Source organism: Streptomyces sp. NPDC017520, from assembly GCF_044329855.1.
Lineage (GTDB): Bacteria > Actinomycetota > Actinomycetes > Streptomycetales > Streptomycetaceae > Streptomyces.
This window is the reverse complement of sequence record NZ_JBIRKB010000004.1, coordinates 543,830-564,350: the sequence shown is the minus strand read 5'-3', so window position 1 is coordinate 564,350 and position 20,521 is coordinate 543,830. Positions and strand designations below refer to the sequence as shown.

Below are 20,521 nucleotides of genomic sequence, written 5' to 3'. Positions count from 1 at the left end.
TCAGCCCTTCGTCACACCGGTCCCACCGGCACCGTCGGCCGCCGGGCCTGCGCCCCCTGCGCCCCCCGCGTCAGGGCCGGGAACGGTCTCCACTGCCGGGATGCCGGCGGCCGGGGCGCCGGGCGCCACCTTGATGCCGGTCTTGGCGCGGCGGCCGCGCTTCTCGATCCACGTCGCCAGCGCCGAGAGCAGCAGGCACATCGCTATGTAGAGCGTGCCGATGACGACGATCGTCGAGACGTACGGGTACTGGCCGTTCACCTGCGTGTTGGAGGCGATCAGCCGCGCGGTCTGGAGCAGCTCCGGGTACAGGATGATGAAGCCGAGCGAGGTGTCCTTGAGGGTCACCACGAGCTGACCGATGATCGTCGGCAGCATCGACCGGACGGCCTGCGGCATCAGGACGCTGACCATGACCTGCGTCTTGCTCATGCCGAGCGCGTACGCGGCCTCGCTCTGGCCCTTGGGCACCGAGTTGATGCCGGCCCGCAGCACCTCGGCCTGGACGCAGCCGTTGTAGACGGACAGACCCGCGGCCAGCGCCCACATCGAGTAGTCGGTGAGGAAGCCGACCCAGATGGCGTAGATGGTGATCAGCAGCGGGAGCGAGCGGAACAGCTCGATGAAGGTGGTCGCCGCCCAGCGGACCGGCTTGTGGTCGGAGAGCCGGCCCACCACCAGCACCACACCGAGGACCAGCGAGCCGACCGCGGCGAGACCGAACGCCTTGAGCGTGGCGATCAGGGCGTCGGCGATGTTCTGCCGGATGCCCGTGTAGTTGAAGATGTCCCACATCGCGGGGGCGAGGTGCCCCTTGTCGGCGAGCCGCATGATGCTGACCGCGATCAGCGCCGCGATGGCGAGGCTGCCGACGACCGCGTAGATCCGGTTGCGGACGACGGCCTTGGGACCCGGGGCGTCGTAGAGAACGCTGGCGCTCATCGGGCGACCTCCATGCGACGCTCCAGCAGCCGGAAGAGGCCGCTGATGGTAAACGTGACGATCAGGTAGCCGATGGCCACCCAGATGAAGACGGGGACGATGTCGTAGCCCTTGTCGCTCATCAGCTTCTGCCAGCCGAACAGCTCGGCGACGCTGAAGGCGCCGGCGATCGCGGAGTTCTTCGTCAGTGCGATGAAGATGCTGCTCAGCGGCGGGATCACGGTCCGGGTCGCCTGCGGGAGCACCACGATCTGCAGGGTCTGGGCGAACGTCATGCCGATGGAGCGGGCGGCCTCGGCCTGTCCCAGGGGCACGGTGTTGATGCCCGAGCGCACCGCCTCGCACACGAACGAGGAGGTGTAGAAGCCGAGCGCCAGCGAGCCGAGCACGAACGGGCTCATCCCCGGGAAGAGGATCTCGGGCACGACGAAGAAGAAGATCAGGAAGAGCAGCGTCAGCGGGGTGTTGCGCATCAGCGTCACCCAGGCGGTGCCGAAGTACCGCAGCGGCGGCACCGGCGAGACCCGGAATCCGGCGATGAGCACACCGAGGACCAGGGCGATAACCGAGCTGACGGCGGTGATCGACACGGTTCCTATGAAGCCGTCGCGGAACTCTGGGAAATTGTCGAGCAGTACGTTCATGAGGTCTCCGCGTCGGCGGTCAGCGGCATCAGGGCAGGGGAAGGGGCGCCCCGTTCGCCCGCAACCCCCGGAAGAACCGGGACGGCGGCGGTGGCGTACGGGACGCCTGGGTCACTCGCGGGGCGTCGTGACGGATGACGGGGTGCCGGCCGTCGGACGGCGGGCCGGAGCCCGCGGTCCGACGGCCGACGGCGTCAGTAGCGCTCGATGGCCGGCGGCTCGACGTAGTCCGAACCGGACAGACCCAGCGTGGCCTCGTAGATCTTCTTGTACGTGCCGTCCTTGACGCGCTCCTCCAGCGACTTGCTGATGGCCTCGCGGAGGACCTTGTCGTCCTTGTTCAGACCGATGCCGTAGGGCTCGTCGGTGAACGGGTCGCCGACGACCTTGAGCTTGCCGGAGTTGGCGGCCGCGTAGCCCTTGAGGATCGAGTCGTCCGTGGTGACGGCGTCGACCTGCTTGGTCAGCAGCTGCTGGACACAGTCGGAGTACTTGGCCAGCTCGACGACGCTCGCGCCGTACTCCGGCTTCTTGATCTCCTGGAGCGGCGTGGAGCCGACGATCGAGCAGACCTTCTTGCCCTTCACCGCGTCCTTGCCGGTGATCGACTTCTCGTCCTCGCGCACCAGGAGGTCCGCGCCGGCCTTGTAGTACGGCCCGGCGAAGCCGACCTGCTTCTTGCGCTCGTCGTTGATCGTGTACGTGCCGACGTAGTAGTCGACCTGGCCCTTGGAGATGGCCGTCTCACGGACGCCGGAGTCGACGGTCTTCCACTCGATCTGCTTGTCGGAGAAGCCGAGGTCGGCCGCGACCATCTTGGCGATCTCGATGTCGAAGCCCGAGCGCTCCTTGGTCGACTGGTCCTCGAAGCCGAGGTACGGCTGGTCCGCCTTGGCGCCGATGACGATCTTGCCGCGCTCCTTGGCCTTCTTGAAGACCGGGGAGTCCAGGGCGACGTCCTTGGCCGCGGTGTACGTGGGCAGTGCGGGGGCCTCGGAGGAACCGGGCTTCGTGCCGCCCGGCTTGTCGCCGGCGGAGCCCTCCTTGCCGCCGCAGGCGGTCGCGGTCAGGGCGAGGACGGCGATGGCCGCGACGGCGGCGGACTGACGGAGCTTCATGTGGGCAATCCTTAGGTCGTGGGTCGTTGTCGTCAGTGGTGAAGGATCTTCGACAGGAAGTCCTTGGCCCGGTCGCTGCGCGGGTTGCTGAAGAACTGGTCGGGGGTCGCCTCTTCGACGATCTTCCCGTCGGCCATGAACACGACGCGGTTGGCGGCGGAACGGGCGAAGCCCATCTCGTGGGTGACGACGATCATCGTCATCCCGTCCCGGGCCAGCTGCTGCATGACCTCCAGGACCTCGTTGATCATCTCCGGGTCGAGCGCCGACGTGGGCTCGTCGAAGAGCATGACCTTCGGGTCCATCGCCAACGCCCGGGCGATCGCGACGCGTTGCTGCTGGCCACCGGAGAGCTGCGCCGGGTACTTGTCGGCCTGTACGCCGACGCCCACCCGGTCGAGCAGGGCCCGGGCCTTCTCCTCCGCCGCCTTCTTGTCGGCCTTGCGGACCTTGACCTGGCCCAGCATGACGTTCTCCAGCACCGTCTTGTGTGCGAAGAGATTGAACGACTGGAAGACCATGCCCACGTCGGCACGCAGCCTGGCCAGCTCCTTGCCCTCCTGGGGCAGGGGCTTGCCGTCGATCGAGATCGCTCCCGAATCGACCGTCTCCAAGCGGTTGATCGTGCGGCACAGCGTGGACTTGCCGGACCCGGAAGGCCCGATGACGACCACGACCTCGCCACGGGCGATGGTCAGGTCGATGTCCTGGAGCACATGCAGCGCGCCGAAGTGCTTGTTGACGTTGCTCAGTACGACCAGGTCGTTCGCCGCGGGCGCGGCACCCTCGGCGTCCTTGGTCACTGAAACTCCGCTCATCGGCTTCTTGCTCCGTCCTCCTCGGTTGAACAAGGACAGTAATGACGCAGTGCTACCAACGTCATTACATCTGAGCGGAAATTGAGCATAACGATCCGGCGGCAACCGGACACTCCGCGTGAACAGGACGTCACACGCCGCCCCGGAGGCGTACCGGGTGCATAACGGAACCCTGCTGTAACCGGGACGCTCTTGACTGGTGTGCCGTTCATCGGCGTGGATGCCTGGAACGAGAAAGACGTGAAACACCGCAGAACGGGAAGTCTCATCGGGGCTCGCGGGGGATCTCGCGGATGAAGCGCGGGTTAATCTCGGGCCCTACGTCGTGACGCCGTGCGACGGTGCTGCCGACGGGACGACGAAGCGAACGAGCCCCAGGAGCCGCACGGCCCGGGGGAGCACGGAGACCCGAGGAGCCGCACGGCCCCGCGGGAGCACGGAGACCCCCGGAGCCGCACGGCCCCCGGGGAAACGGAGAGGAGGGCCATGAGACTGCTGCTCGTCGAGGACGACGACCATGTCGCGGCGGCCCTGTCCGCCGTGCTCGCCCGGCACGGATTCCAGGTCGTGCACGCCCGCAACGGCGAGGAGGCCCTGCGCGCGCTGCTGCCCGCCGAGAAGGAGCCCTTCGGGGTGATCCTCCTCGATCTCGGCCTGCCCGACCAGGACGGCTACGAGGTGTGCGGGAAGATCCGCAAACGCACCGCGACCCCCGTGATCATGGTCACCGCCCGGGCCGATGTGCGCTCACGCATCCACGGCCTCAACCTCGGCGCCGACGACTACGTCACCAAGCCGTACGACACCGGCGAGCTGCTCGCCCGTATCCACGCGGTCGCCCGGCGCACCACCAGCGGCGAGGACACCGCGCCGACCCCCGCCGCCGCCCTGCGCCTCGGTCCGGTCGCCATCGAGCTGCCGACCCGCCGGGTCAGCGTCGACGGCGCGGAAGTCCAGCTCACCCGCAAGGAGTTCGACCTGCTGGCCCTTCTCGCCCAGCGCCCCGGCGTCGTCTTCCGCCGCGAGCAGATCATCAGCGAGGTCTGGCGCACCAGCTGGGAGGGGACCGGGCGCACCCTGGAGGTCCACGTCGCCTCCCTGCGCTCCAAGCTGCGGCTGCCCGCCCTGATCGAGACCGTGCGGGGCGTCGGCTACCGGCTCGTCGCGCCGTCCGCGTAACCGGCGGGTACGTCTCCCGGTGCGCTCCCGTCTGCTCCCGCTGCTCATCGTCCTGATGGCCGCCATGCTGCTCACTCTCGGCTTCCCGCTCGCGATCAGCGTGGCCGCCGCCGAGCAGCAGCGGCTGGTGATCGACCGCATCGACGACACCGCACGGTTCGCCGCCCTGGCGCAGTCCATCACCGACACCTCCCCGGACAGCGAGGAGCGGCGCCGCACCCTCCAGACCGACCTGGAGCTCTACGCCTCCGTGTACGACATCCGCGCCGGCGTCTTCTTCCGGGACTACCGGGCCCTGGCCAAGGCCCCCGGCTACTGGACCCTGCCCGCCAAGGGCGAGGGGCGCACGGCCTTCAACGAGGCGCTGCTGGGCCGCCGCTCGCACGACCCCCCGCAGATCTGGCCCTGGTGCGACGGCCGCGTCGTCGTCGCCTCACCCGTCGTGCGCGACGGCGATGTGGTCGCCGTGGTCGTCCTCGACTCGCCCACCGGCGAGATGCGGTCCCGGATCCTGCGGACGTGGCTGTTCATCGGCCTCGGCGAGGCGCTGGCGCTGCTGGTGGCGGTCGGCGCGGCGGTACGGCTCACCGGCTGGGTCCTGCTGCCCGTACGGACCCTGGACGCGGCCACCCACGACATCGCCGGCGGCCGGATGCGCTCCCGGGTCGCCGCCTCCGCCGGGCCGCCGGAGCTCAGACGCCTGGCCCGTTCCTTCAACGAGATGGCGGACAACGTCGAGGACGTGCTGGAGCAGCAGCGCGCCTTCGTCGCCGACGCCTCGCACCAACTGCGCAACCCGCTCGCCGCCCTGCTGCTGCGCATCGAGCTGCTCGCCCTGGAGCTGCCCGAGGACAGCGAGGAGATCGCGGCCGTGCGCACCGAGGGGAAGCGGCTGGCCCGGGTCCTCGACGACCTCCTGGACCTCGCGCTGGCCGAGCACGCCGAGGCGGACCTCCAGCTGATCGACATCGTCCCGCTCGCCGCCGAGCGGGTCGCCTCCTGGCGCCCGATGGCGGAGCGGGAAGGCGTGCACCTCACCCTGGACGGGGCCCCGGCGGCCACCGCCTGGGCCGACCCCGTGGCGCTCTCCAGCGCCCTGGACGCGGTGGTCGACAACGCCCTGAAGTTCACCCCCGCCGGAGAGGACGTCACCGTCACCGTCGCCGCCGGAGCCCGCGCGGCGACCGTCGTGGTCGCCGACCGGGGCCCCGGCCTCACCGAAGCGGAGCTGGAGCGGGTCGGGGACCGCTTCTGGCGCAGCACCCGCCACCAGAACGTCAGTGGATCGGGCCTGGGCCTCTCCATCTCCCGGGTGCTGCTCGCGGCGGGCGGCGGCTCGATCGCGTACGAGCACCACGAACCGCACGGCCTGCGGGTGACCGTCTCGGTCCCCCGCGACCTGCCGGGGAGCTGATGGGGAGCGGGAGGGAGGCGCCCTCGGCCCTTCAGGGGCGACGGGGCTTCACGACTTCACGGCTTCGCGGCGCTTCACGACTCCACGGCTTCACGGGTTCACGGCTTCACGGCTTCACGGCTTCACCGAGCGGTAGTAGGCCTTGGCCCCGTCGTGCACGTCCAGTGGATCCGTGTAGATCGCCGTCCGCAGATCCACCAACTGCGCCGCATGGACCTCGCGGCCGATCCCGTCCCGGCTGTTGATCACCGTCCGGGTGAAGGCCTCGGTCATGGCCGCGTCCGTACGGTCGGTCGTGACGAGCAGGTTGGCGACGGCGACCGTGGGCACCGCCTGACCCTGCTGGGCCTGGGGATACACGTCGGCGGGCGTCATGGCGGACCGGTAGAAGCGGGTGGGACCGGTCGCCGACTGGAGCTTCGCGACCAGCTCGGCCTCCAGCGGCACCAGCCGGATGTCGAAGCGCCGCGACAGCTCCTGCACGGCCGCGGTCGGCAGCCCGCCCGACCAGAAGAACGCGTCGAGCCGGCCCTGGGTCAGCCGTACGGGCATGGTGTCGATGCCCACCGGCACCGGTGTGACGTCGGCGGCCGGATCGAGCCCGGCCACCGTCAGCAGCCGGTCCGCGACCAGCCGCACCCCGGAACCCTCCTGGCCGACGCCCACCCGCTTGCCCCGCAGATCGGAGACCGTCCGCACGTCGGAGTCGCGGGGGACGACCAACTGCACGTAGTCGTCGTACAGCCGGACACAGCCGCGCAGTCGCTGGGCCCCCGGCCTGCCGTCGCGCAGATAGGTGGCCACCGCGTCGGCGGTGGCGATGGTGAAGTCCGCCTCGCCCGTCGCCACCCGGGCGAGGTTCTGCTGCGACCCCTCGCTGGTCCGCAGCTGTATGGACACCTCCGGCATGTCCTTGGCGAGGGCGACCTCCAGTCGTTCCCCGTACCGCTGGTACACACCGCTGGGCACACCGGTGGAGAAGGTGAGCGACCCGCTCGGGTCCCCCTCGTCCCCCTCGGGCTGCAACCACCACGCGAGCAGCCCGAGCACGACCGCGAGCACGGCGCCCGTCCGCAGGGTGCGCCGGCGGTCGAATCGGGACAGAGCGTGGAACATGCGCGCGATCCTGCCAGCTCGACCGCCCCCCTGACCAGGCTTCCCCATGAGGCCCGGCCCACAGCGGGCCGGGCCGGGCGGCGGAAGGGCGGGGCCGGGGAAGGGGACCCGGAAGGGGACGGGAGGGGGCCGCCCGGCAACCGCCTACCCTTGTCCCATGAGCAGCGGCAACCGGAGCGAAGCAGTGGACGTCCAGAAGAGCTACGAGGTGCGCACCTACGGGTGCCAGATGAACGTCCACGACTCCGAACGGCTGTCGGGTCTCCTGGAGGGCGCCGGTTACGTCCGGGCCCCCGAAGGCTCCGACGGCGACGCCGACGTCGTCGTCTTCAACACCTGCGCGGTGCGGGAGAACGCCGACAACAAGCTGTACGGAAACCTCGGCCGCCTCGCGCCCATGAAGACCAAGCGCCCCGGGATGCAGATCGCCGTCGGCGGCTGTCTCGCGCAGAAGGACCGCGACACCATCGTCAAGCGGGCCCCCTGGGTCGACGTCGTCTTCGGCACCCACAACATCGGCAAGCTGCCGGTCCTCCTGGAGCGCGCCCGCGTCCAGGAGGAGGCACAGATCGAGATCGCCGAGTCCCTGGAGGCCTTCCCCTCCACGCTCCCCACCCGCCGCGAGTCCGCCTACGCCGCGTGGGTCTCCATCTCGGTCGGCTGCAACAACACCTGCACCTTCTGCATCGTCCCGGCGCTGCGCGGCAAGGAGAAGGACCGCCGCACCGGCGACATCCTGGCCGAGATCGAGGCCCTGGTCGCCGAGGGCGTCTCCGAGATCACCCTCCTCGGCCAGAACGTGAACGCGTACGGCTCCGACATCGGCGACCGCGAGGCCTTCTCCAAGCTGCTGCGCGCCTGCGGCGCCATCGAGGGCCTGGAACGCGTCCGCTTCACCTCGCCGCACCCCCGCGACTTCACCGACGACGTCATCGCCGCCATGGCCGAGACGCCCAACGTGATGCCGCAGCTGCACATGCCGATGCAGTCCGGATCCGACAGCATCCTGAAGGCGATGCGCCGCTCCTACCGCCAGGAGCGCTTCCTGGGGATCATCGAGAAGGTGCGCGCCGCGATGCCGGACGCCGCCATCTCCACCGACATCATCGTGGGCTTCCCCGGCGAGACGGAGGAGGACTTCGAGCAGACGATGCACGCCGTCCGCGAGGCGCGGTTCGCCAACGCGTTCACCTTCCAGTACTCCAAGCGCCCCGGGACCCCCGCCGCCGACATGGACGGCCAGATCCCCAAGGAGGTCGTCCAGGAGCGGTACATGCGCCTGTCCGCCCTCCAGGAACAGATCTCCTGGGACGAGAACAAGAAGCAGGTCGGCCGCACCCTGGACGTCATGGTCGCGGAGGGCGAGGGCCGCAAGGACGGAGCCACCCGGCGCCTCTCCGGCCGCGCCCCCGACAACCGGCTGGTCCACTTCACCCAGCCCGAGAAGGCCGTGCGCCCCGGTGACGTCGTGACCGTCGAGATCACCTACGCCGCCCCGCACCACCTGCTCGCCGAGGGCACACCGCTCGCCGTACGGTCCACCCGCGCGGGCGACGCGTGGGAGAGGCGCACCTCCGAGGCGGCCGCCAAGCCCGCCGGGGTGATGCTCGGCCTCCCCGGCATCGGCGCCCCGGACCCGCTCCCGGCCGCCGCGGCCCCGGCCTGCGGCATCGGCTGACGGGCCGGTCCGCTCAGCCGTCCCGGCCGGGACGGCGGCAGCAGCCGGACGCAGGCTCGGGGGCAGTAGCCGTCGGCCCCCGTCGGCCCCGGCACAAGGGCCCCGTGGGCACTGACGCCGGCCCCGGCACACCGGTCGCGCGCGGCCGACCGGCCCCCGGCTGACGGCAAGTACGCTGACCGGCATGCTTGTCGCCGCCGCCGTGTGCCCCTGTCCGCCGCTCCTGGTGCCCGAGGTCGCCGCCGGGGCCGCCCCCGAACTCGACGCCGCACGTGACGCGTGCCTCGACGCCGTGGGGGTGCTCGCCGCCTCGCGCCCGGACCTGCTCGTCGTCGTGGGGCCGGGCGACGACCGGTCCGCCGGGCCCCACCCGGCAGGGGCGCGCGGGTCCTTCCGGGGCGTCGGTGTGGACCTCGACGTGACGCTCGGCGTCGCACCGCCGGACGCCGCCGCCCCGGACCGGCCGCTGCCGCAGTCCCTCACCGTGGGCGCCTGGCTGCTGGGCCGGGCCCGATGGACGGGCGCCCCCGCCGAGGGGCTCGCCGTGGCGGAGAACGAGGCCCCTCGGGAGTGCGCCGAGGCCGGACGCTCCCTCGCCCTACGCGCCGAGCGGGTCGCACTCCTGGTGATGGGCGACGGCAGCGCCTGCCGCACCCTCAAGGCCCCCGGCTACCTCGACGAGCGGGCAGCCGCCTTCGACGCCCGCGCCACCGAAGCGCTCGGCTCCGCGGACCTCGACGCCCTCGCCGCGCTCGACGCGACGCTCGCCCGTGAACTCAAGGCGGCCGGACGTGCCCCCTGGCAACTGCTCGGCGGTGCCGCGCGGGACGCCGGGCTCACCGGCCGGCTGCTGTACGAGGACGCCCCGTACGGCGTGGGCTACACCGTGGCCGCCTGGTCCTGAACAGACCGGCGGCGGGTACGGAGCGCTCGGCCTCGTACCCGCCACCGGTTCCCTGCCGCCGCGCTCAGGAAGCGGGCGGCGGCGGAGGAGGAGTGTTGCCGGGCGTACCCCCGGGCGTACCAGGGGTGCCGGGCGTACCGGGAGTACCAGGCGTGCCGGGGGTGCCCCCGTCCTTGTTGCCCAGCTTGTCCACGGCCTCCTTGGCCTTGCGCGTCCCCGAATCGATCTTGTCGCTGTATTTGCCCTTGGTCTTCTGGTCGACCGTGCGCGCGGCCTTGTCGAGGCCCTGCTCGATCTTGCCCCCGTGCTGCTGCGCGAGGTCGCCGACCTTGTCCTTGGCCGGCCCCAGCTTGGCCTTCAGGTTGTCCAGGAACCCCATTGGGTCACCTTCCGTGCAGTGAGGACTGTTGAGAACCGTTCGCGGGAGCGTTCTCCCGCCCCCATTGTCCGTCACTTGTCCGGTCTTGCCGTTTTTACACGCCTCATTGCGCTTTCCCGGCGCTTCCCTGACGTCGCTCTCCGCGCACGGCCGGGCCCCCACGGGCACCCGGTGTGGTCGGGAGGGCCCGGAAATTTGGGAGACTGTCCGGGTGACCCCTCCCGCTTCCGCCCCCCGCGTCATCACCGTCGTAGGCCCCACCGCAGCCGGAAAGTCGGATCTGGGGGTCTTTCTCGCCCAGCGGCTCGGCGGCGAGGTGATCAACGCCGATTCCATGCAGCTCTACCGGGGCATGGACATCGGCACCGCGAAGCTGACGCTCCCCGAGCGCGACGGCGTACCGCACCGGCTGCTGGACATCTGGGACGTCACCGAGACCGCCAGCGTCGCCGAGTACCAGCGACTGGCCCGCCTGGAGATCGACCGGCTGCTCGCCGAGGGGCGCACCCCGATCCTCGTCGGTGGCTCCGGGCTGTACGTGAAGGGTGCCATCGACGCCCTGGAGTTCCCGGGCACGGACCCCGGGGTGCGCGCCCGCCTCGAAGCGGAGCTGGCCGAGCGCGGCTCGGGCGCCCTGCACGAACGCCTCTCCGCCGCCGACCCGGAGGCCGCACGGTCCATCCTGGCGACAAACGGCCGCCGCATCGTCCGCGCCCTCGAAGTCATCGAGATCACCGGCAAGCCGTTCACCGCCAACCTCCCCGGCGAGGAGCCGGTCTACGACGCCGTGCAGATCGGCGTCGACGTGGACCGCCCTGAACTGGACGAGCGCATCGCCCTTCGCGTCGACCGGATGTGGGAGGCGGGGCTCGTGGACGAGGTGCGCGCCCTGGAGGCGTCCGGGCTGCGTGAGGGTCTCACGGCCTCGCGGGCCCTCGGCTACCAGCAGATCCTCGCGGTGCTCGCGGGGGAGTGCACCGAGGACGACGCGCGGGCCGAGACCGTACGCGCCACCAAGCGCTTCGCCCGCCGCCAGGACTCCTGGTTCCGCCGTGACGCGCGTGTCGTGTGGCTCGGCGGCGGCCACCGTGACCGGGGGGAACTCCCGCACCGGGCGCTGACGTTGGTCGAACGAGCGGTCACAGCCTGATCACGTGATGGCATCGGGAAGCTCCGCCCGTCAATTCGGCACCCGTGATCGTGCCATCATCGAGCATCGATCCACCAGTGGAGTCCGAGTTGGGAGGGCGCGTGGCGATGGAGGCCGGCCCTCGCGACACGGAGCAGCGCGACACAGAGCACGGCGTGCCGTCACCGCGGGAGACCGCGGGACGGCTGAGTCCTGACGGGCCCGACGAGCAGGACGTGGCCCCCGAGGTCGAGGTCGAGCTGCGGCCCACCCGCAAGCTGCGGATCTGGCAGCTCGCCCCCATCGTGATACTGGCCGCGGTCGGCTCGCTGATGTTCGCCTTTCCCCTCGCCTTCGAGTTCGGCGACGGCGGCGCCATCGTCGCCATGCTGGGACTCCTGATCAGCTGCTGCGCGGCCGGGTGGGGCATGATGGCCGCCCGCCGCGTCGGGCACACCTGGCCGGGGCTGCCCTCCCGCGGCTCCGGTGCCCGCCCCGACTGGCGGGTGATCGCGCTGTACGCGGTGACCGGAGCCGCACTGGTCGCGCTCGCCGTCTGGCGCGTGGACCGACTGCGCTGACGGCAGGACGCGCCCTGCGCCGGGGCCGCCCGCGCGGGGCATGGGCCCGGGCGGGCGGGGCCCTGTGCCGGTAGCGGGCCCGGCCGCCGGGGCCGCTTGTGCGGGTTGTCGGCGCCGCCTCGTACAGTTGGCCTGTGAGCACCTCGCAGATCGCCTTCCTCAAGGGTCACGGCACCGAGAACGACTTCGTGATCGTCCCGGACCCGGACAACGACCTCACGCTGCCCGCCGCCGTCGTCGCCCGGCTCTGCGACCGCCGGGCCGGCATCGGCGGGGACGGCCTGCTGCACGTCGTGCGGTCCGCCGCGCACCCCGAGGCGCGCTCCATGGCGGACGCGGCCGAGTGGTTCATGGACTACCGCAACGCGGACGGCTCGATCGCCGAGATGTGCGGCAACGGCGTGCGGGTCTTCGCCCACTACCTCCAGCGCGCCGGCCTCGTCGAGGAGGGCGACCTCACCGTCGCCACCCGGGGCGGCCCCAAGCACGTGCACCTCGCGAAGAACGGCGACATCACGGTCTCGATGGGACGCGCCCTGCTGCCCGAGGAAAGCGTGACGGTCAGCGTCGGCGACCGCAGCTGGCCCGCGCGAAACGTCAACATGGGCAACCCGCACGCGGTCGCCTTCGTCGACGACCTCGACCACGCCGGCGACCTGTTCACCGCCCCGCCCGTCAGCCCCGGCGCCGTCTACCCCGACGGCGTCAACGTCGAGTTCGTCGTCGACCGGGGCCCGCGCCACGTCGGCATGCGGGTCCACGAGCGCGGCTCCGGCGAGACCCGCTCCTGCGGCACCGGCGCCTGCGCGGTCGCCGTCGCCACCGCCCGCCGGGACGGCGTCGATCCCGCGAAGACCGGCCTCCCCGCCGCCTACCGGGTGGACCTCCCCGGCGGCACCCTCGTCATCACCGAGCATCCCGACGGCGGTATCGACATGACCGGGCCCGCGGTGATCGTCGCCGAGGGCGTCATCGACCCGATCTGGCTCGAAACCTCCTGAGGAATGGCTCGCTCGAAACGATGACCAGCCCGGGCTTCGCTCGAATGGGTGATCCGTTTCACGCGGGGCGAGAGCCGGACTGCGCCACGTGGTGGGGTCGATAGCATCAAGCACCGGTCCCGAGGGGCATCCGCTCCTCCCCAGCGCCGGTCGACGTCGTCGGAGGTGCCCATGAGTGCAGAGGCCGCCGATCCGGGCGCTCCCCTACGCAGGCGGAGCCGCCCCCGGATCGATCTGCGCAGACTGGGCCGGGTGGCACTGCGCGGCCCGGTCTCCCGCGACCGGCTGCCCGATGCCATCGGACATGTCGCCGAGGCGCACCGCGCCCACCACCCCGACGCCGACCTGACCATCCTGCGCCGGGCCTATGTCCTCGCGGAGTCCTCGCACCGCGGCCAGATGCGCAAGAGCGGCGAGCCGTACATCACGCATCCGCTGGCCGTCACCCTGATCCTCGCCGAACTCGGTGCCGAGACCACCACCCTCACCGCCTCCCTGCTCCACGACACCGTCGAGGACACGGAAGTGACGCTCGACCAGGTACGCGAGCAGTTCGGCGACGAGGTCTGCTATCTCGTCGACGGCGTGACGAAGCTGGAGAAGGTCGACTACGGCGCCGCCGCCGAACCGGAGACCTTCCGCAAGATGCTCGTCGCCACCGGCAACGACGTCCGGGTCATGTCGATCAAGCTCGCGGACCGGCTGCACAACATGCGCACCCTCGGCGTGATGCGCCCCGAGAAGCAGGCCAGGATCGCCAAGGTCACCCGGGACGTCCTCATCCCCCTCGCCGAACGGCTCGGCGTGCAGGCGCTCAAGACCGAGCTGGAGGACCTGGTCTTCGCGATCCTGCACCCCGAGGAGTACGAGCACACCCGCGCCCTGATCGCCGCCGCGGCAGGCCCGGACGCCCCCCTGGACACCATCGCCGACAACGTACGGGGCACCCTGCGCGACGCGGGCATCACCGCCGAAGTCCTCATCAGGCCACGCCACTTCGTCTCCGTACACCGGGTCCGCGGGAAACGCGGCGAACTGCGCGGCACCGACTTCGGCCGGCTGCTCGTCCTCGTCACGGAGGACGCCGACTGCTACGCCGTCCTCGGCGAACTGCACACCTGCTTCACCCCGGTGATCTCCGAGTTCAAGGACTTCATCGCCGCCCCCAAGTTCAACCTCTACCAGTCACTGCACACCGCGGTCGTCGGCCCCGAAGGCACCGTCGCCGAAGTCCTCATCCGCACGCACCGGATGCACAAGGTCGCCGAGGCGGGCGTCGTCGCGCTGGGCAACCCCTACGCCCAGGACCACGCCGCCACCCCGCAGAGCGAGCCGTCCGACGAGCGCGCCGACCCGACCCGGCCCGGCTGGCTCTCCCGGCTGCTGGACTGGCAGGAGTCCGCCACCGACTCCGACACCTTCTGGACCACCCTGCGCGACGACCTCGCCCAGGACCGCGAGATCACCGTGTTCCGCACCGACGGAGGCACCCTCGGGCTGCCCGCCGGGGCCAGCTGCGTCGACGCCGCCTACGCGCAGTACGGCGACCGGGCGCACACCTCCATCGGGGCCCGGGTCAACGGCCGCCTCGCGACCCTGAGCACCGTCCTCAGCGACGGCGACACCGTGCAGTTGCTGCTCGCCCAGGACACCGCCTCCGGTCCCTCCCCCGACTGGCTCGACCACGCGCGCACCCCCACCGCCCGGATCGCGATCACCGGCTGGCTCACCGACCACCCCGACGAGGCGAAGCCCACCCCCTCGACGATGACGTCCGTGGACGCGGGCGGACCCGGCCCGTCCGAGCCCGCCGCCCCGGAGCGCGACACCCAGGCCACCGCGCCGGCGCGCTCCCGGTCCGGCCCCCGCGCCACCGGCGTCGTCGTCGACGGGCCGGACGCGCCGGTGCGCCTGGCCGGCTGCTGTACGCCGGTGCCCCCCGACGAGCTGACCGGCTTCGTCGTCCGCGGTGGCACGGTCACCGTGCACCGCCGCGAGTGCCCCGCCGCGGCCGCCATGCGGGAGATCGGCCGCGCCCCGGTCGGGGCCCGCTGGGCCGAAGCGGAGGGCCGGGAATCCGACGCGGGCTGCCGGGTCACCCTGGTCGCCGAGTCCTTCGGCCGCCCCCGGCTCCTCGCCGACCTCACCGAGGCCATCGCCACCGCCGAGGCGGCGATCGTCTCCGCCACCGTGGAACCGCCCAGCGAGCAGCGCGTCCGCCACACCTACACCCTCCAGCTCCCCGACGCGGCGGGCCTTCCCGCCCTGATGCGTGCCATGCGCGAGGTCGCCGGGGTCTACGACGTCAGCCGCGCCCAGCACCCGGCCCAGGCCGGCTGAGCCGCCCCGGAAGCCCCAGGCTCGGAAGCCCCGAGGCTCGGAAGTCCGGAAGCCCCGAAGTCCGGAAGCTCCGAAGTCCGGAGCCCGGAAGCCCCGAGGCTCGGAAGTCCGGAGCCGGAAGTCCGGAGCCCGGAAGCGGCCCGGCCCGAGGCGGTGCCTCGCGGCCGGCTGACCGCTCCTCCCGCCGGTGGCGCGTTCTCGTTCGAGTGGCGCGGCGCGCGGCTCCCCGGCCGGGCGGCGATGCGCTGATAGCGGTAGTCCATGCCGCTCCTCTCCCGCCGCCTGCGCGCCGCCCTGCTGGCGACCGCCTCGGCCACCCTCGTCGCCGCCACCCTGCCCGCCCCCGAGCCCCTGGGCATCGGCGACCGGCTCTTCCCCGAGCTCGGCAACCCCGGATACGACGTCCTCGCGTACGACATCGCCTTCACGTACCACGGCAGCAACACCCAACCCCTGGACGCGGTCACCAAGATCAGGGCCCGCACCACCGCACCGCTGGACCGGATCAACCTCGACTTCGCCCGGGGCACCGTCCACGGGGTCGAGGTCAACGGAGTGGCCGCCGACTTCGGCAGCAGACGCGAGGACCTCGTCGTCCAGGCACCCCGCCGCCTCCCCGCGGGCGTACCGCTGAACATCACCGTCCGGCACACCAGCGACCCGAGCGGATCCGGGGACGACGGCGGCTGGGTCCGTACCGCCGACGGCCTCGCCATGGCCAACCAGGCCGACGCCGCCCACCGCGTCTTCCCCAGCAACGACCACCCCTCCGACAAGGCGTACTTCACCTTCCGGATCACCGCCCCCGAGAAGCTGACGGCGGTCGCGGCCGGCCTGCCGGCGGGGAAGACCCGGCGCGGGGCCACGACCACCTGGGCCTACCGCACCGAGCACCCCATGGCGACCGAACTGGCCCAGGTCTCCATCGGCAGCTCCGCCGTGCTGCACCGCACCGGCCCCCACGGGCTGCCGGTGCGCGACGTCGTCCCGGCAGCCGACCGGAAGAAGCTGGAGCCCTGGCTGAAGAAGACCCCGGCCCAGCTGGAGTGGATGGAGAAGCAGGTCGGCCGCTACCCCTTCGAGACGTACGGGGTGCTCGTCGCCGACAGCCCCATCGGCTTCGCCCTGGAGACCCAGACGCTGTCGCTCTTCGGGAAGTCCTTCTTCACCGAGCCCGGCTACCCGGAGTGGTACGTCGAATCGGTGATGATCCACGAGCTGGCCCACCAGTGGTTCGGCGACAGCGTCTCGCCCGCGAGCTGGTCCGACCTGTGGCTCAACGAAGGACACGCCAGTTGGTACGAGGCCCGGTACGCGGAGGAGAACGGCGGCGGGGCCCTGGAGCGGCGGATGCGCGAGGCGTACAAGCTCTCCGACGGCTGGCGGGCGGACGGCGGTCCTCCGGCGCATCCGGTCGGCCCGGCCCCGGGGCAGAAGCTCAGCCTGTTCCGGCCGGTCATGTACGACGGCAGCGCGCTGGTGCTCTACGCCCTGCGCCAGGAGATCGGCGAGGCCGCCTTCGACCGGCTGGAGCGCACCTGGGTCCGGGTGCACCGGGACTCCACGGCGACCACCGCGGACTTCACCCGGCTGGCGTCCCGCATCGCGGGACGGGACCTGTCCCCGTTCCTCCACGGCTGGCTGTACGGCGCGAAGACCCCGCCGATGCCGGGCCACCCCGACTGGAGCAGCGCGAAACCCGCGTGACGGCGCCGACGGAGCCGTGCCACTATCGACGCGTCGGCGCGGCGGACCGCACCGGAGTTCCCGGCAGGGAATCATCCGGGAAGATCACACGTTGTGACTGACGTAAAGACTTCTATCGACGTAAGGATCCAATGACCTCCTCTTCTTCCCTTCCCCAGGACGCGCAGAACGCGCAGAGCGCCACGGAGAACGCGACCGAGAGCCTCACCGAGAGCCTTCGGGCCGACGCCCTGATGGAAGAGGACGTCGCCTGGAGCCAGGAGATCGACGGAGCGCGGGACGGCGACCAGCTGGACCGCTCCGAGCGTGCCGCGCTGCGACGCGTGGCCGGTCTCTCCACGGAGCTCGAGGACGTCACCGAGGTCGAGTACCGCCAGCTGCGCCTGGAGCGCGTGGTGCTGGTGGGTGTCTGGACCTCGGGGACGGTGCGGGACGCGGAGATCTCCCTCGCGGAGCTCGCCGCACTCGCCGAGACGGCGGGCGCACAGGTGCTGGACGCGGTGTACCAGCGGCGCGACAAGCCCGACCCGGCCACCTACATCGGCTCGGGCAAGGCGCTGGAACTGCGGGACATGGTGCTCGAATCCGGTGCCGACACCGTCGTCTGTGACGGTGAGCTGAGCCCGGGCCAGCTGATCCACCTGGAAGACGTCGTCAAGGTGAAGGTGGTCGACCGGACCGCCCTGATTCTCGACATCTTCGCCCAGCACGCCAAGTCCCGCGAGGGCAAGGCGCAGGTCTCGTTGGCCCAGATGCAGTACATGCTGCCGCGCCTGCGCGGCTGGGGTCAGTCGCTCTCCCGTCAGATGGGCGGCGGCGGTTCCAGCGGCGGTGGCGGCATGGCGACCCGTGGTCCCGGTGAGACCAAGATCGAGACGGACCGGCGACGGATCCGCGAGAAGATGGCGAAAATGCGCCGGGAGATCGCGGAGATGAAGACCGGCCGCGAGATCAAGCGGCAGGAGCGCAAGCGCAACAAGGTGCCCTCCGTCGCCATCGCCGGATACACCAACGCCGGCAAGTCCTCGCTGCTCAACCGCCTGACCGGGGCCGGTGTCCTGGTGGAGAACGCCCTGTTCGCCACCCTGGACCCGACCGTCCGCCGGGCCGAGACGCCCAGCGGCCGCATCTACACCCTGGCCGACACCGTCGGGTTCGTCCGGCATCTGCCGCACCACCTGGTCGAGGCGTTCCGCTCCACCATGGAGGAGGTCGGCGAGTCCGATCTCATCCTCCACGTGGTGGACGGCTCCCACCCGGTGCCGGAGGAGCAGCTCGCCGCGGTGCGCGAGGTGATCCGGGACGTCGGCGCGGTGGACGTACGCGAGATCGTCGTGATCAACAAGGCTGACGCGGCGGACCCCCTGGTCCTCCAGCGGCTGCTGCGCAACGAGAAGCACGCCATCACGGTCTCGGCCAGGACCGGTGCCGGAATCGACGAGCTGCTCGCGCTCATCGACGACGAGCTGCCCCGGCCGTCCGTCGAGATCGAGGTGCTCGTGCCGTACATCCAGGGGGCTCTGGTCTCCCGGGTGCACGCCGAGGGCGAGGTGCTCTCCGAGGAGCACACCGCCGAGGGCACCCTGCTCAAGGCCCAGGTCCACGAGGAGCTGGCCGCGGAGCTCGGGACCTTCGTCCCCGCCGCGCACTGACGGCCGCGGTAACCGCGCGACAAGCCGAGGGCCCGGCCCCCTCCGGAGAGATCCGGGAGGGGGCCGGGCCTTTCGGCGTACGGTCGGCGGCCGGGGCTATCGGCCGGCGAACCTGTCGCTCATCTTCGTGAAGGTGCGCCGGGCGTCGTCATCGAGCCGGGGGCCGGCCGGCCCGAAGTGACCGGGCCGATCGAGGTGTTGGACACCAGCGTCGACCTCCCGTCCGGTCCGGCGACGAACCAGCCGCCGCCGGAGATCCATTCGCCGGAGAACGCGGCCCAGTCCGCGTCCCAGTTCTTCCACTCCCCGTCCTTCCACTTCTCCGGGTCGACCCCGTGCTTCTCCAGGGCGTCGCCCAGATCACCGGGAAGTCCGGCGGCGGGGTCCTGCTCCGCCGCCGGGCCGCCGGCCGACGGATTGGCGGCGTCCTCCTCCAGATCGACCGCGGCCCCCGGCCGGCTGCTGCCGTACCGGGGGCCGCGGACGCTATGAGGGACCTCGTGATCCCGTGATCCTGTGCGCGGGTTCGTCGCCGGAAGCCGGGACCTACTGGCCCGCGTACTTCTCGCTCACCGCGCGGTAGATGCCCTCGGCCTCCTTGCCGAGCCGGGGCCCGGCCAGCCAGCCCGCGGTGGCCGGGCCGATCGAGGTGTTCGAGACCAGGGCGGGCTTGCCGTCCTGCCCGGCCGCGACCCAGCCGCCGCCGGAGGAACCGCCGGTCATCGTGCAGCCGACGCGGTACATCGTGGGCTGGTCCTGGAAGACGGAGAGCCGGCCCGGCTTGTCCTCGCACTGGAGCAGCTTCTGACCGTCGAACGGCGGCGCGGCCGGGTAACCCGTGGCCGTCATGGCGTCGATCTCCGGCACGGCGGGAGCGTTGAACTCGACCGGCAGCGCCGAACCGACCGTCTCCTCCAGCGACTTGCCGCCCGCGCCCTTCTCGGGCGTCACATGCAGCACCGCGAAGTCGTACGGGGCGCCCTGGCCGCCGACGGCCGCGCCCTCGGCGATCCACTGCTCGGAGGTCTGGGCCCACTGGCCCCACCACACACCGTAGGGAGCGATCTTCTCCTTGGGCGCGGTCTCCAGCTCGGCCAGTGACAGACCGTCGTTGTTGTACGCCGGGACGAAGGCGATGTTGCGGTACCAACCGCCCTTCTTGCCCGCGTGCACGCAGTGCCCGGCGGTCCACACCATGTTGGACTTGCCGGGGTTCGCCGGGTCCTTCACCACGGTCGCGGAACAGACCATCGAGCCCTGCGGGCCGTCGAAGAGCAGCTTCCCGGACTCGGGGGCGTTGTCGTGGTACGGCGTCGGGACTCCGGCGGCCCGGACCGGAACCGGCGTCGGGTCCGTCACGCCGTCGTCGCCCGAGATGTCGTTGTCGACCGGGTTCTCCGGGGGCTTGTCGGCCTCCCGCATCCGGTCCGGGTCCCACAGGCCGTCGATGATCGGGTTGACGAAGTCCTTGGCCTCACGCAGCCACTTGTCCTTGTCCCAGTTCTTCCACTCCCCGTCCCGCCACTTGTCGGGGTCGATCCCGTGCTCCTTGAGACGGTTCTTGAGGTCGTCCGGGATGGCGACCTTGCCGTCGGACGACTGGTCGGCCGAGGCGCTGGGCGTACCGCCCGCGTTGTCCTCCTCCGGACCGCACGCCGTGGCGGTGAGCGCCAGTACGGCGGCGACGGCGAGCGCGGTGGACGGCATGCGCCGTGCGCGCCTCCCGCGCCGTGCGGTATCGGTCGGGCGAATGGGTCGCATCTCGTGATCCCCCTGGGACTTCGTCACTCGGTACTCGTGCTGCATTGCGGACACTTCGGGCGCCGGAGCAGGTACTTCCGCGCCGCTGTGCGGCCCCCACTATGCCGGTGCCGATGGTGACGGTACGCGGCAGGTCCGCGGTTCCGTCGCCGCGAGGA

Annotated in this window: 17 protein-coding genes; 10 read left to right on the top strand and 7 right to left on the bottom strand. The window is 71.5% G+C overall.

What is annotated here, in order from left to right; all coding sequences use genetic code 11:
* The 4 genes from ACH4KB_RS13105 to ACH4KB_RS13090 form a co-directional block, all read right to left on the bottom strand.
* Positions 1 to 942 carry an amino acid ABC transporter permease gene (locus ACH4KB_RS13105; RefSeq protein WP_398066028.1) on the bottom strand — a complete coding sequence of 314 codons (942 nt, stop codon included), beginning with the start codon at positions 940 to 942 and terminating at the stop codon, positions 1 to 3.
* A complete protein-coding gene (locus tag ACH4KB_RS13100) occupies positions 939 to 1,586 on the bottom strand; it encodes an amino acid ABC transporter permease (RefSeq protein WP_007458744.1) in 648 nt (215 codons plus the stop codon). The genes ACH4KB_RS13105 and ACH4KB_RS13100 overlap by 4 nt, the downstream gene beginning before the upstream one ends.
* A gap of 194 nt (positions 1,587 to 1,780) precedes the next feature.
* Complete coding sequence (locus ACH4KB_RS13095; RefSeq protein WP_398066027.1) at positions 1,781 to 2,704, bottom strand: glutamate ABC transporter substrate-binding protein; 924 nt, start codon at positions 2,702 to 2,704, stop codon at positions 1,781 to 1,783.
* Between the two features lie 32 nt (positions 2,705 to 2,736).
* The gene (locus tag ACH4KB_RS13090) at positions 2,737 to 3,522 is read right to left on the bottom strand and encodes an amino acid ABC transporter ATP-binding protein (RefSeq protein ID WP_274033950.1); all 786 of its coding nucleotides are present in this window, start codon (positions 3,520 to 3,522) and stop codon (positions 2,737 to 2,739) included.
* Between the two features lie 486 nt (positions 3,523 to 4,008).
* Here ACH4KB_RS13090 and ACH4KB_RS13085 point away from each other — a divergent pair, with 486 nt between their 5' ends.
* A complete protein-coding gene (locus ACH4KB_RS13085) occupies positions 4,009 to 4,701 on the top strand; it encodes a response regulator transcription factor (RefSeq protein ID WP_359622840.1) in 693 nt (230 codons plus the stop codon).
* Positions 4,702 to 4,720: 19 nt separating this feature from the next.
* On the top strand, positions 4,721 to 6,115 hold the full coding sequence (locus ACH4KB_RS13080; RefSeq protein WP_398066026.1) for a sensor histidine kinase: 1,395 nt from the start codon (positions 4,721 to 4,723) through the stop codon (positions 6,113 to 6,115).
* Positions 6,116 to 6,229: 114 nt separating this feature from the next.
* Here ACH4KB_RS13080 and ACH4KB_RS13075 read toward each other — a convergent pair whose 3' ends face one another.
* The gene (locus ACH4KB_RS13075) at positions 6,230 to 7,231 is read right to left on the bottom strand and encodes a TAXI family TRAP transporter solute-binding subunit (RefSeq protein ID WP_398066025.1); all 1,002 of its coding nucleotides are present in this window, start codon (positions 7,229 to 7,231) and stop codon (positions 6,230 to 6,232) included.
* Between the two features lie 157 nt (positions 7,232 to 7,388).
* Here ACH4KB_RS13075 and miaB point away from each other — a divergent pair, with 157 nt between their 5' ends.
* Both miaB and ACH4KB_RS13065 read left to right on the top strand, forming a co-directional pair.
* Positions 7,389 to 8,909: a tRNA (N6-isopentenyl adenosine(37)-C2)-methylthiotransferase MiaB gene (gene miaB / locus ACH4KB_RS13070; RefSeq protein WP_398066024.1), complete on the top strand. Its 1,521-nt coding sequence runs from the start codon at positions 7,389 to 7,391 to the stop codon at positions 8,907 to 8,909.
* Positions 8,910 to 9,093: 184 nt separating this feature from the next.
* Positions 9,094 to 9,813, top strand: coding sequence for a class III extradiol dioxygenase subunit B-like domain-containing protein (locus ACH4KB_RS13065; RefSeq protein WP_398066023.1), 720 nt, complete (start codon positions 9,094 to 9,096; stop codon positions 9,811 to 9,813).
* A 64-nt stretch (positions 9,814 to 9,877) separates the two neighbouring features.
* On the opposite strand, the gene ACH4KB_RS13060 is transcribed toward ACH4KB_RS13065, so the two are convergent.
* Positions 9,878 to 10,192 carry an antitoxin gene (locus tag ACH4KB_RS13060; protein ID WP_266396556.1) on the bottom strand — a complete coding sequence of 105 codons (315 nt, stop codon included), beginning with the start codon at positions 10,190 to 10,192 and terminating at the stop codon, positions 9,878 to 9,880.
* Between the two features lie 211 nt (positions 10,193 to 10,403).
* Here ACH4KB_RS13060 and miaA point away from each other — a divergent pair, with 211 nt between their 5' ends.
* The 6 genes from miaA to hflX all read left to right on the top strand — a co-directional run bounded on the left by miaA (position 10,404) and on the right by hflX (position 18,602).
* Positions 10,404 to 11,342, top strand: coding sequence for a tRNA (adenosine(37)-N6)-dimethylallyltransferase MiaA (gene miaA / locus ACH4KB_RS13055; RefSeq protein ID WP_398066022.1), 939 nt, complete (start codon positions 10,404 to 10,406; stop codon positions 11,340 to 11,342).
* 107 nt (positions 11,343 to 11,449) lie between these two features.
* The gene (locus ACH4KB_RS13050) at positions 11,450 to 11,902 is read left to right on the top strand and encodes a hypothetical protein (RefSeq protein ID WP_398066073.1); all 453 of its coding nucleotides are present in this window, start codon (positions 11,450 to 11,452) and stop codon (positions 11,900 to 11,902) included.
* A 134-nt stretch (positions 11,903 to 12,036) separates the two neighbouring features.
* Positions 12,037 to 12,903 carry a diaminopimelate epimerase gene (dapF, locus tag ACH4KB_RS13045; RefSeq protein ID WP_398066021.1) on the top strand — a complete coding sequence of 289 codons (867 nt, stop codon included), beginning with the start codon at positions 12,037 to 12,039 and terminating at the stop codon, positions 12,901 to 12,903.
* A 171-nt stretch (positions 12,904 to 13,074) separates the two neighbouring features.
* On the top strand, positions 13,075 to 15,243 hold the full coding sequence (locus ACH4KB_RS13040) for a RelA/SpoT family protein (protein ID WP_398066020.1): 2,169 nt from the start codon (positions 13,075 to 13,077) through the stop codon (positions 15,241 to 15,243).
* Positions 15,244 to 15,504: 261 nt separating this feature from the next.
* Entirely contained in the window at positions 15,505 to 16,950 is a 1,446-nt protein-coding gene (locus ACH4KB_RS13035) for a M1 family metallopeptidase (RefSeq protein WP_398066019.1), read from the top strand.
* Between the two features lie 131 nt (positions 16,951 to 17,081).
* Entirely contained in the window at positions 17,082 to 18,602 is a 1,521-nt protein-coding gene (gene hflX / locus ACH4KB_RS13030; RefSeq protein WP_398066018.1) for a GTPase HflX, read from the top strand.
* A gap of 546 nt (positions 18,603 to 19,148) precedes the next feature.
* Here hflX and ACH4KB_RS13025 read toward each other — a convergent pair.
* Entirely contained in the window at positions 19,149 to 20,309 is a 1,161-nt protein-coding gene (locus ACH4KB_RS13025) for a trypsin-like serine peptidase (protein ID WP_398066017.1), read from the bottom strand.
* Positions 20,310 to 20,521: the final 212 nt, after the last annotated feature.

What these genes read in the sequence shown, in the direction of transcription:
- hflX (WP_398066018.1), top strand. Translation starts at nt 17,082, where the DNA reads ATGACCTCCTCTTCTTCCCTTCCCCAGGACGCGCAGAACGCGCAGAGC.
- ACH4KB_RS13060 (WP_266396556.1), bottom strand. Translation starts at nt 10,192, where the DNA reads ATGGGGTTCCTGGACAACCTGAAGGCCAAGCTGGGGCCGGCCAAGGAC.
- ACH4KB_RS13035 (WP_398066019.1), top strand. Translation starts at nt 15,505, where the DNA reads ATGCCGCTCCTCTCCCGCCGCCTGCGCGCCGCCCTGCTGGCGACCGCC.
- ACH4KB_RS13065 (WP_398066023.1), top strand. Translation starts at nt 9,094, where the DNA reads ATGCTTGTCGCCGCCGCCGTGTGCCCCTGTCCGCCGCTCCTGGTGCCC.
- ACH4KB_RS13085 (WP_359622840.1), top strand. Translation starts at nt 4,009, where the DNA reads ATGAGACTGCTGCTCGTCGAGGACGACGACCATGTCGCGGCGGCCCTG.
- ACH4KB_RS13105 (WP_398066028.1), bottom strand. Translation starts at nt 942, where the DNA reads ATGAGCGCCAGCGTTCTCTACGACGCCCCGGGTCCCAAGGCCGTCGTC.
- ACH4KB_RS13040 (WP_398066020.1), top strand. Translation starts at nt 13,075, where the DNA reads ATGAGTGCAGAGGCCGCCGATCCGGGCGCTCCCCTACGCAGGCGGAGC.
- ACH4KB_RS13095 (WP_398066027.1), bottom strand. Translation starts at nt 2,704, where the DNA reads ATGAAGCTCCGTCAGTCCGCCGCCGTCGCGGCCATCGCCGTCCTCGCC.
- ACH4KB_RS13025 (WP_398066017.1), bottom strand. Translation starts at nt 20,309, where the DNA reads ATGCCGTCCACCGCGCTCGCCGTCGCCGCCGTACTGGCGCTCACCGCC.
- ACH4KB_RS13050 (WP_398066073.1), top strand. Translation starts at nt 11,450, where the DNA reads ATGGAGGCCGGCCCTCGCGACACGGAGCAGCGCGACACAGAGCACGGC.
- ACH4KB_RS13075 (WP_398066025.1), bottom strand. Translation starts at nt 7,231, where the DNA reads ATGTTCCACGCTCTGTCCCGATTCGACCGCCGGCGCACCCTGCGGACG.
- miaB (WP_398066024.1), top strand. Translation starts at nt 7,389, where the DNA reads ATGAGCAGCGGCAACCGGAGCGAAGCAGTGGACGTCCAGAAGAGCTAC.
- ACH4KB_RS13090 (WP_274033950.1), bottom strand. Translation starts at nt 3,522, where the DNA reads ATGAGCGGAGTTTCAGTGACCAAGGACGCCGAGGGTGCCGCGCCCGCG.
- ACH4KB_RS13100 (WP_007458744.1), bottom strand. Translation starts at nt 1,586, where the DNA reads ATGAACGTACTGCTCGACAATTTCCCAGAGTTCCGCGACGGCTTCATA.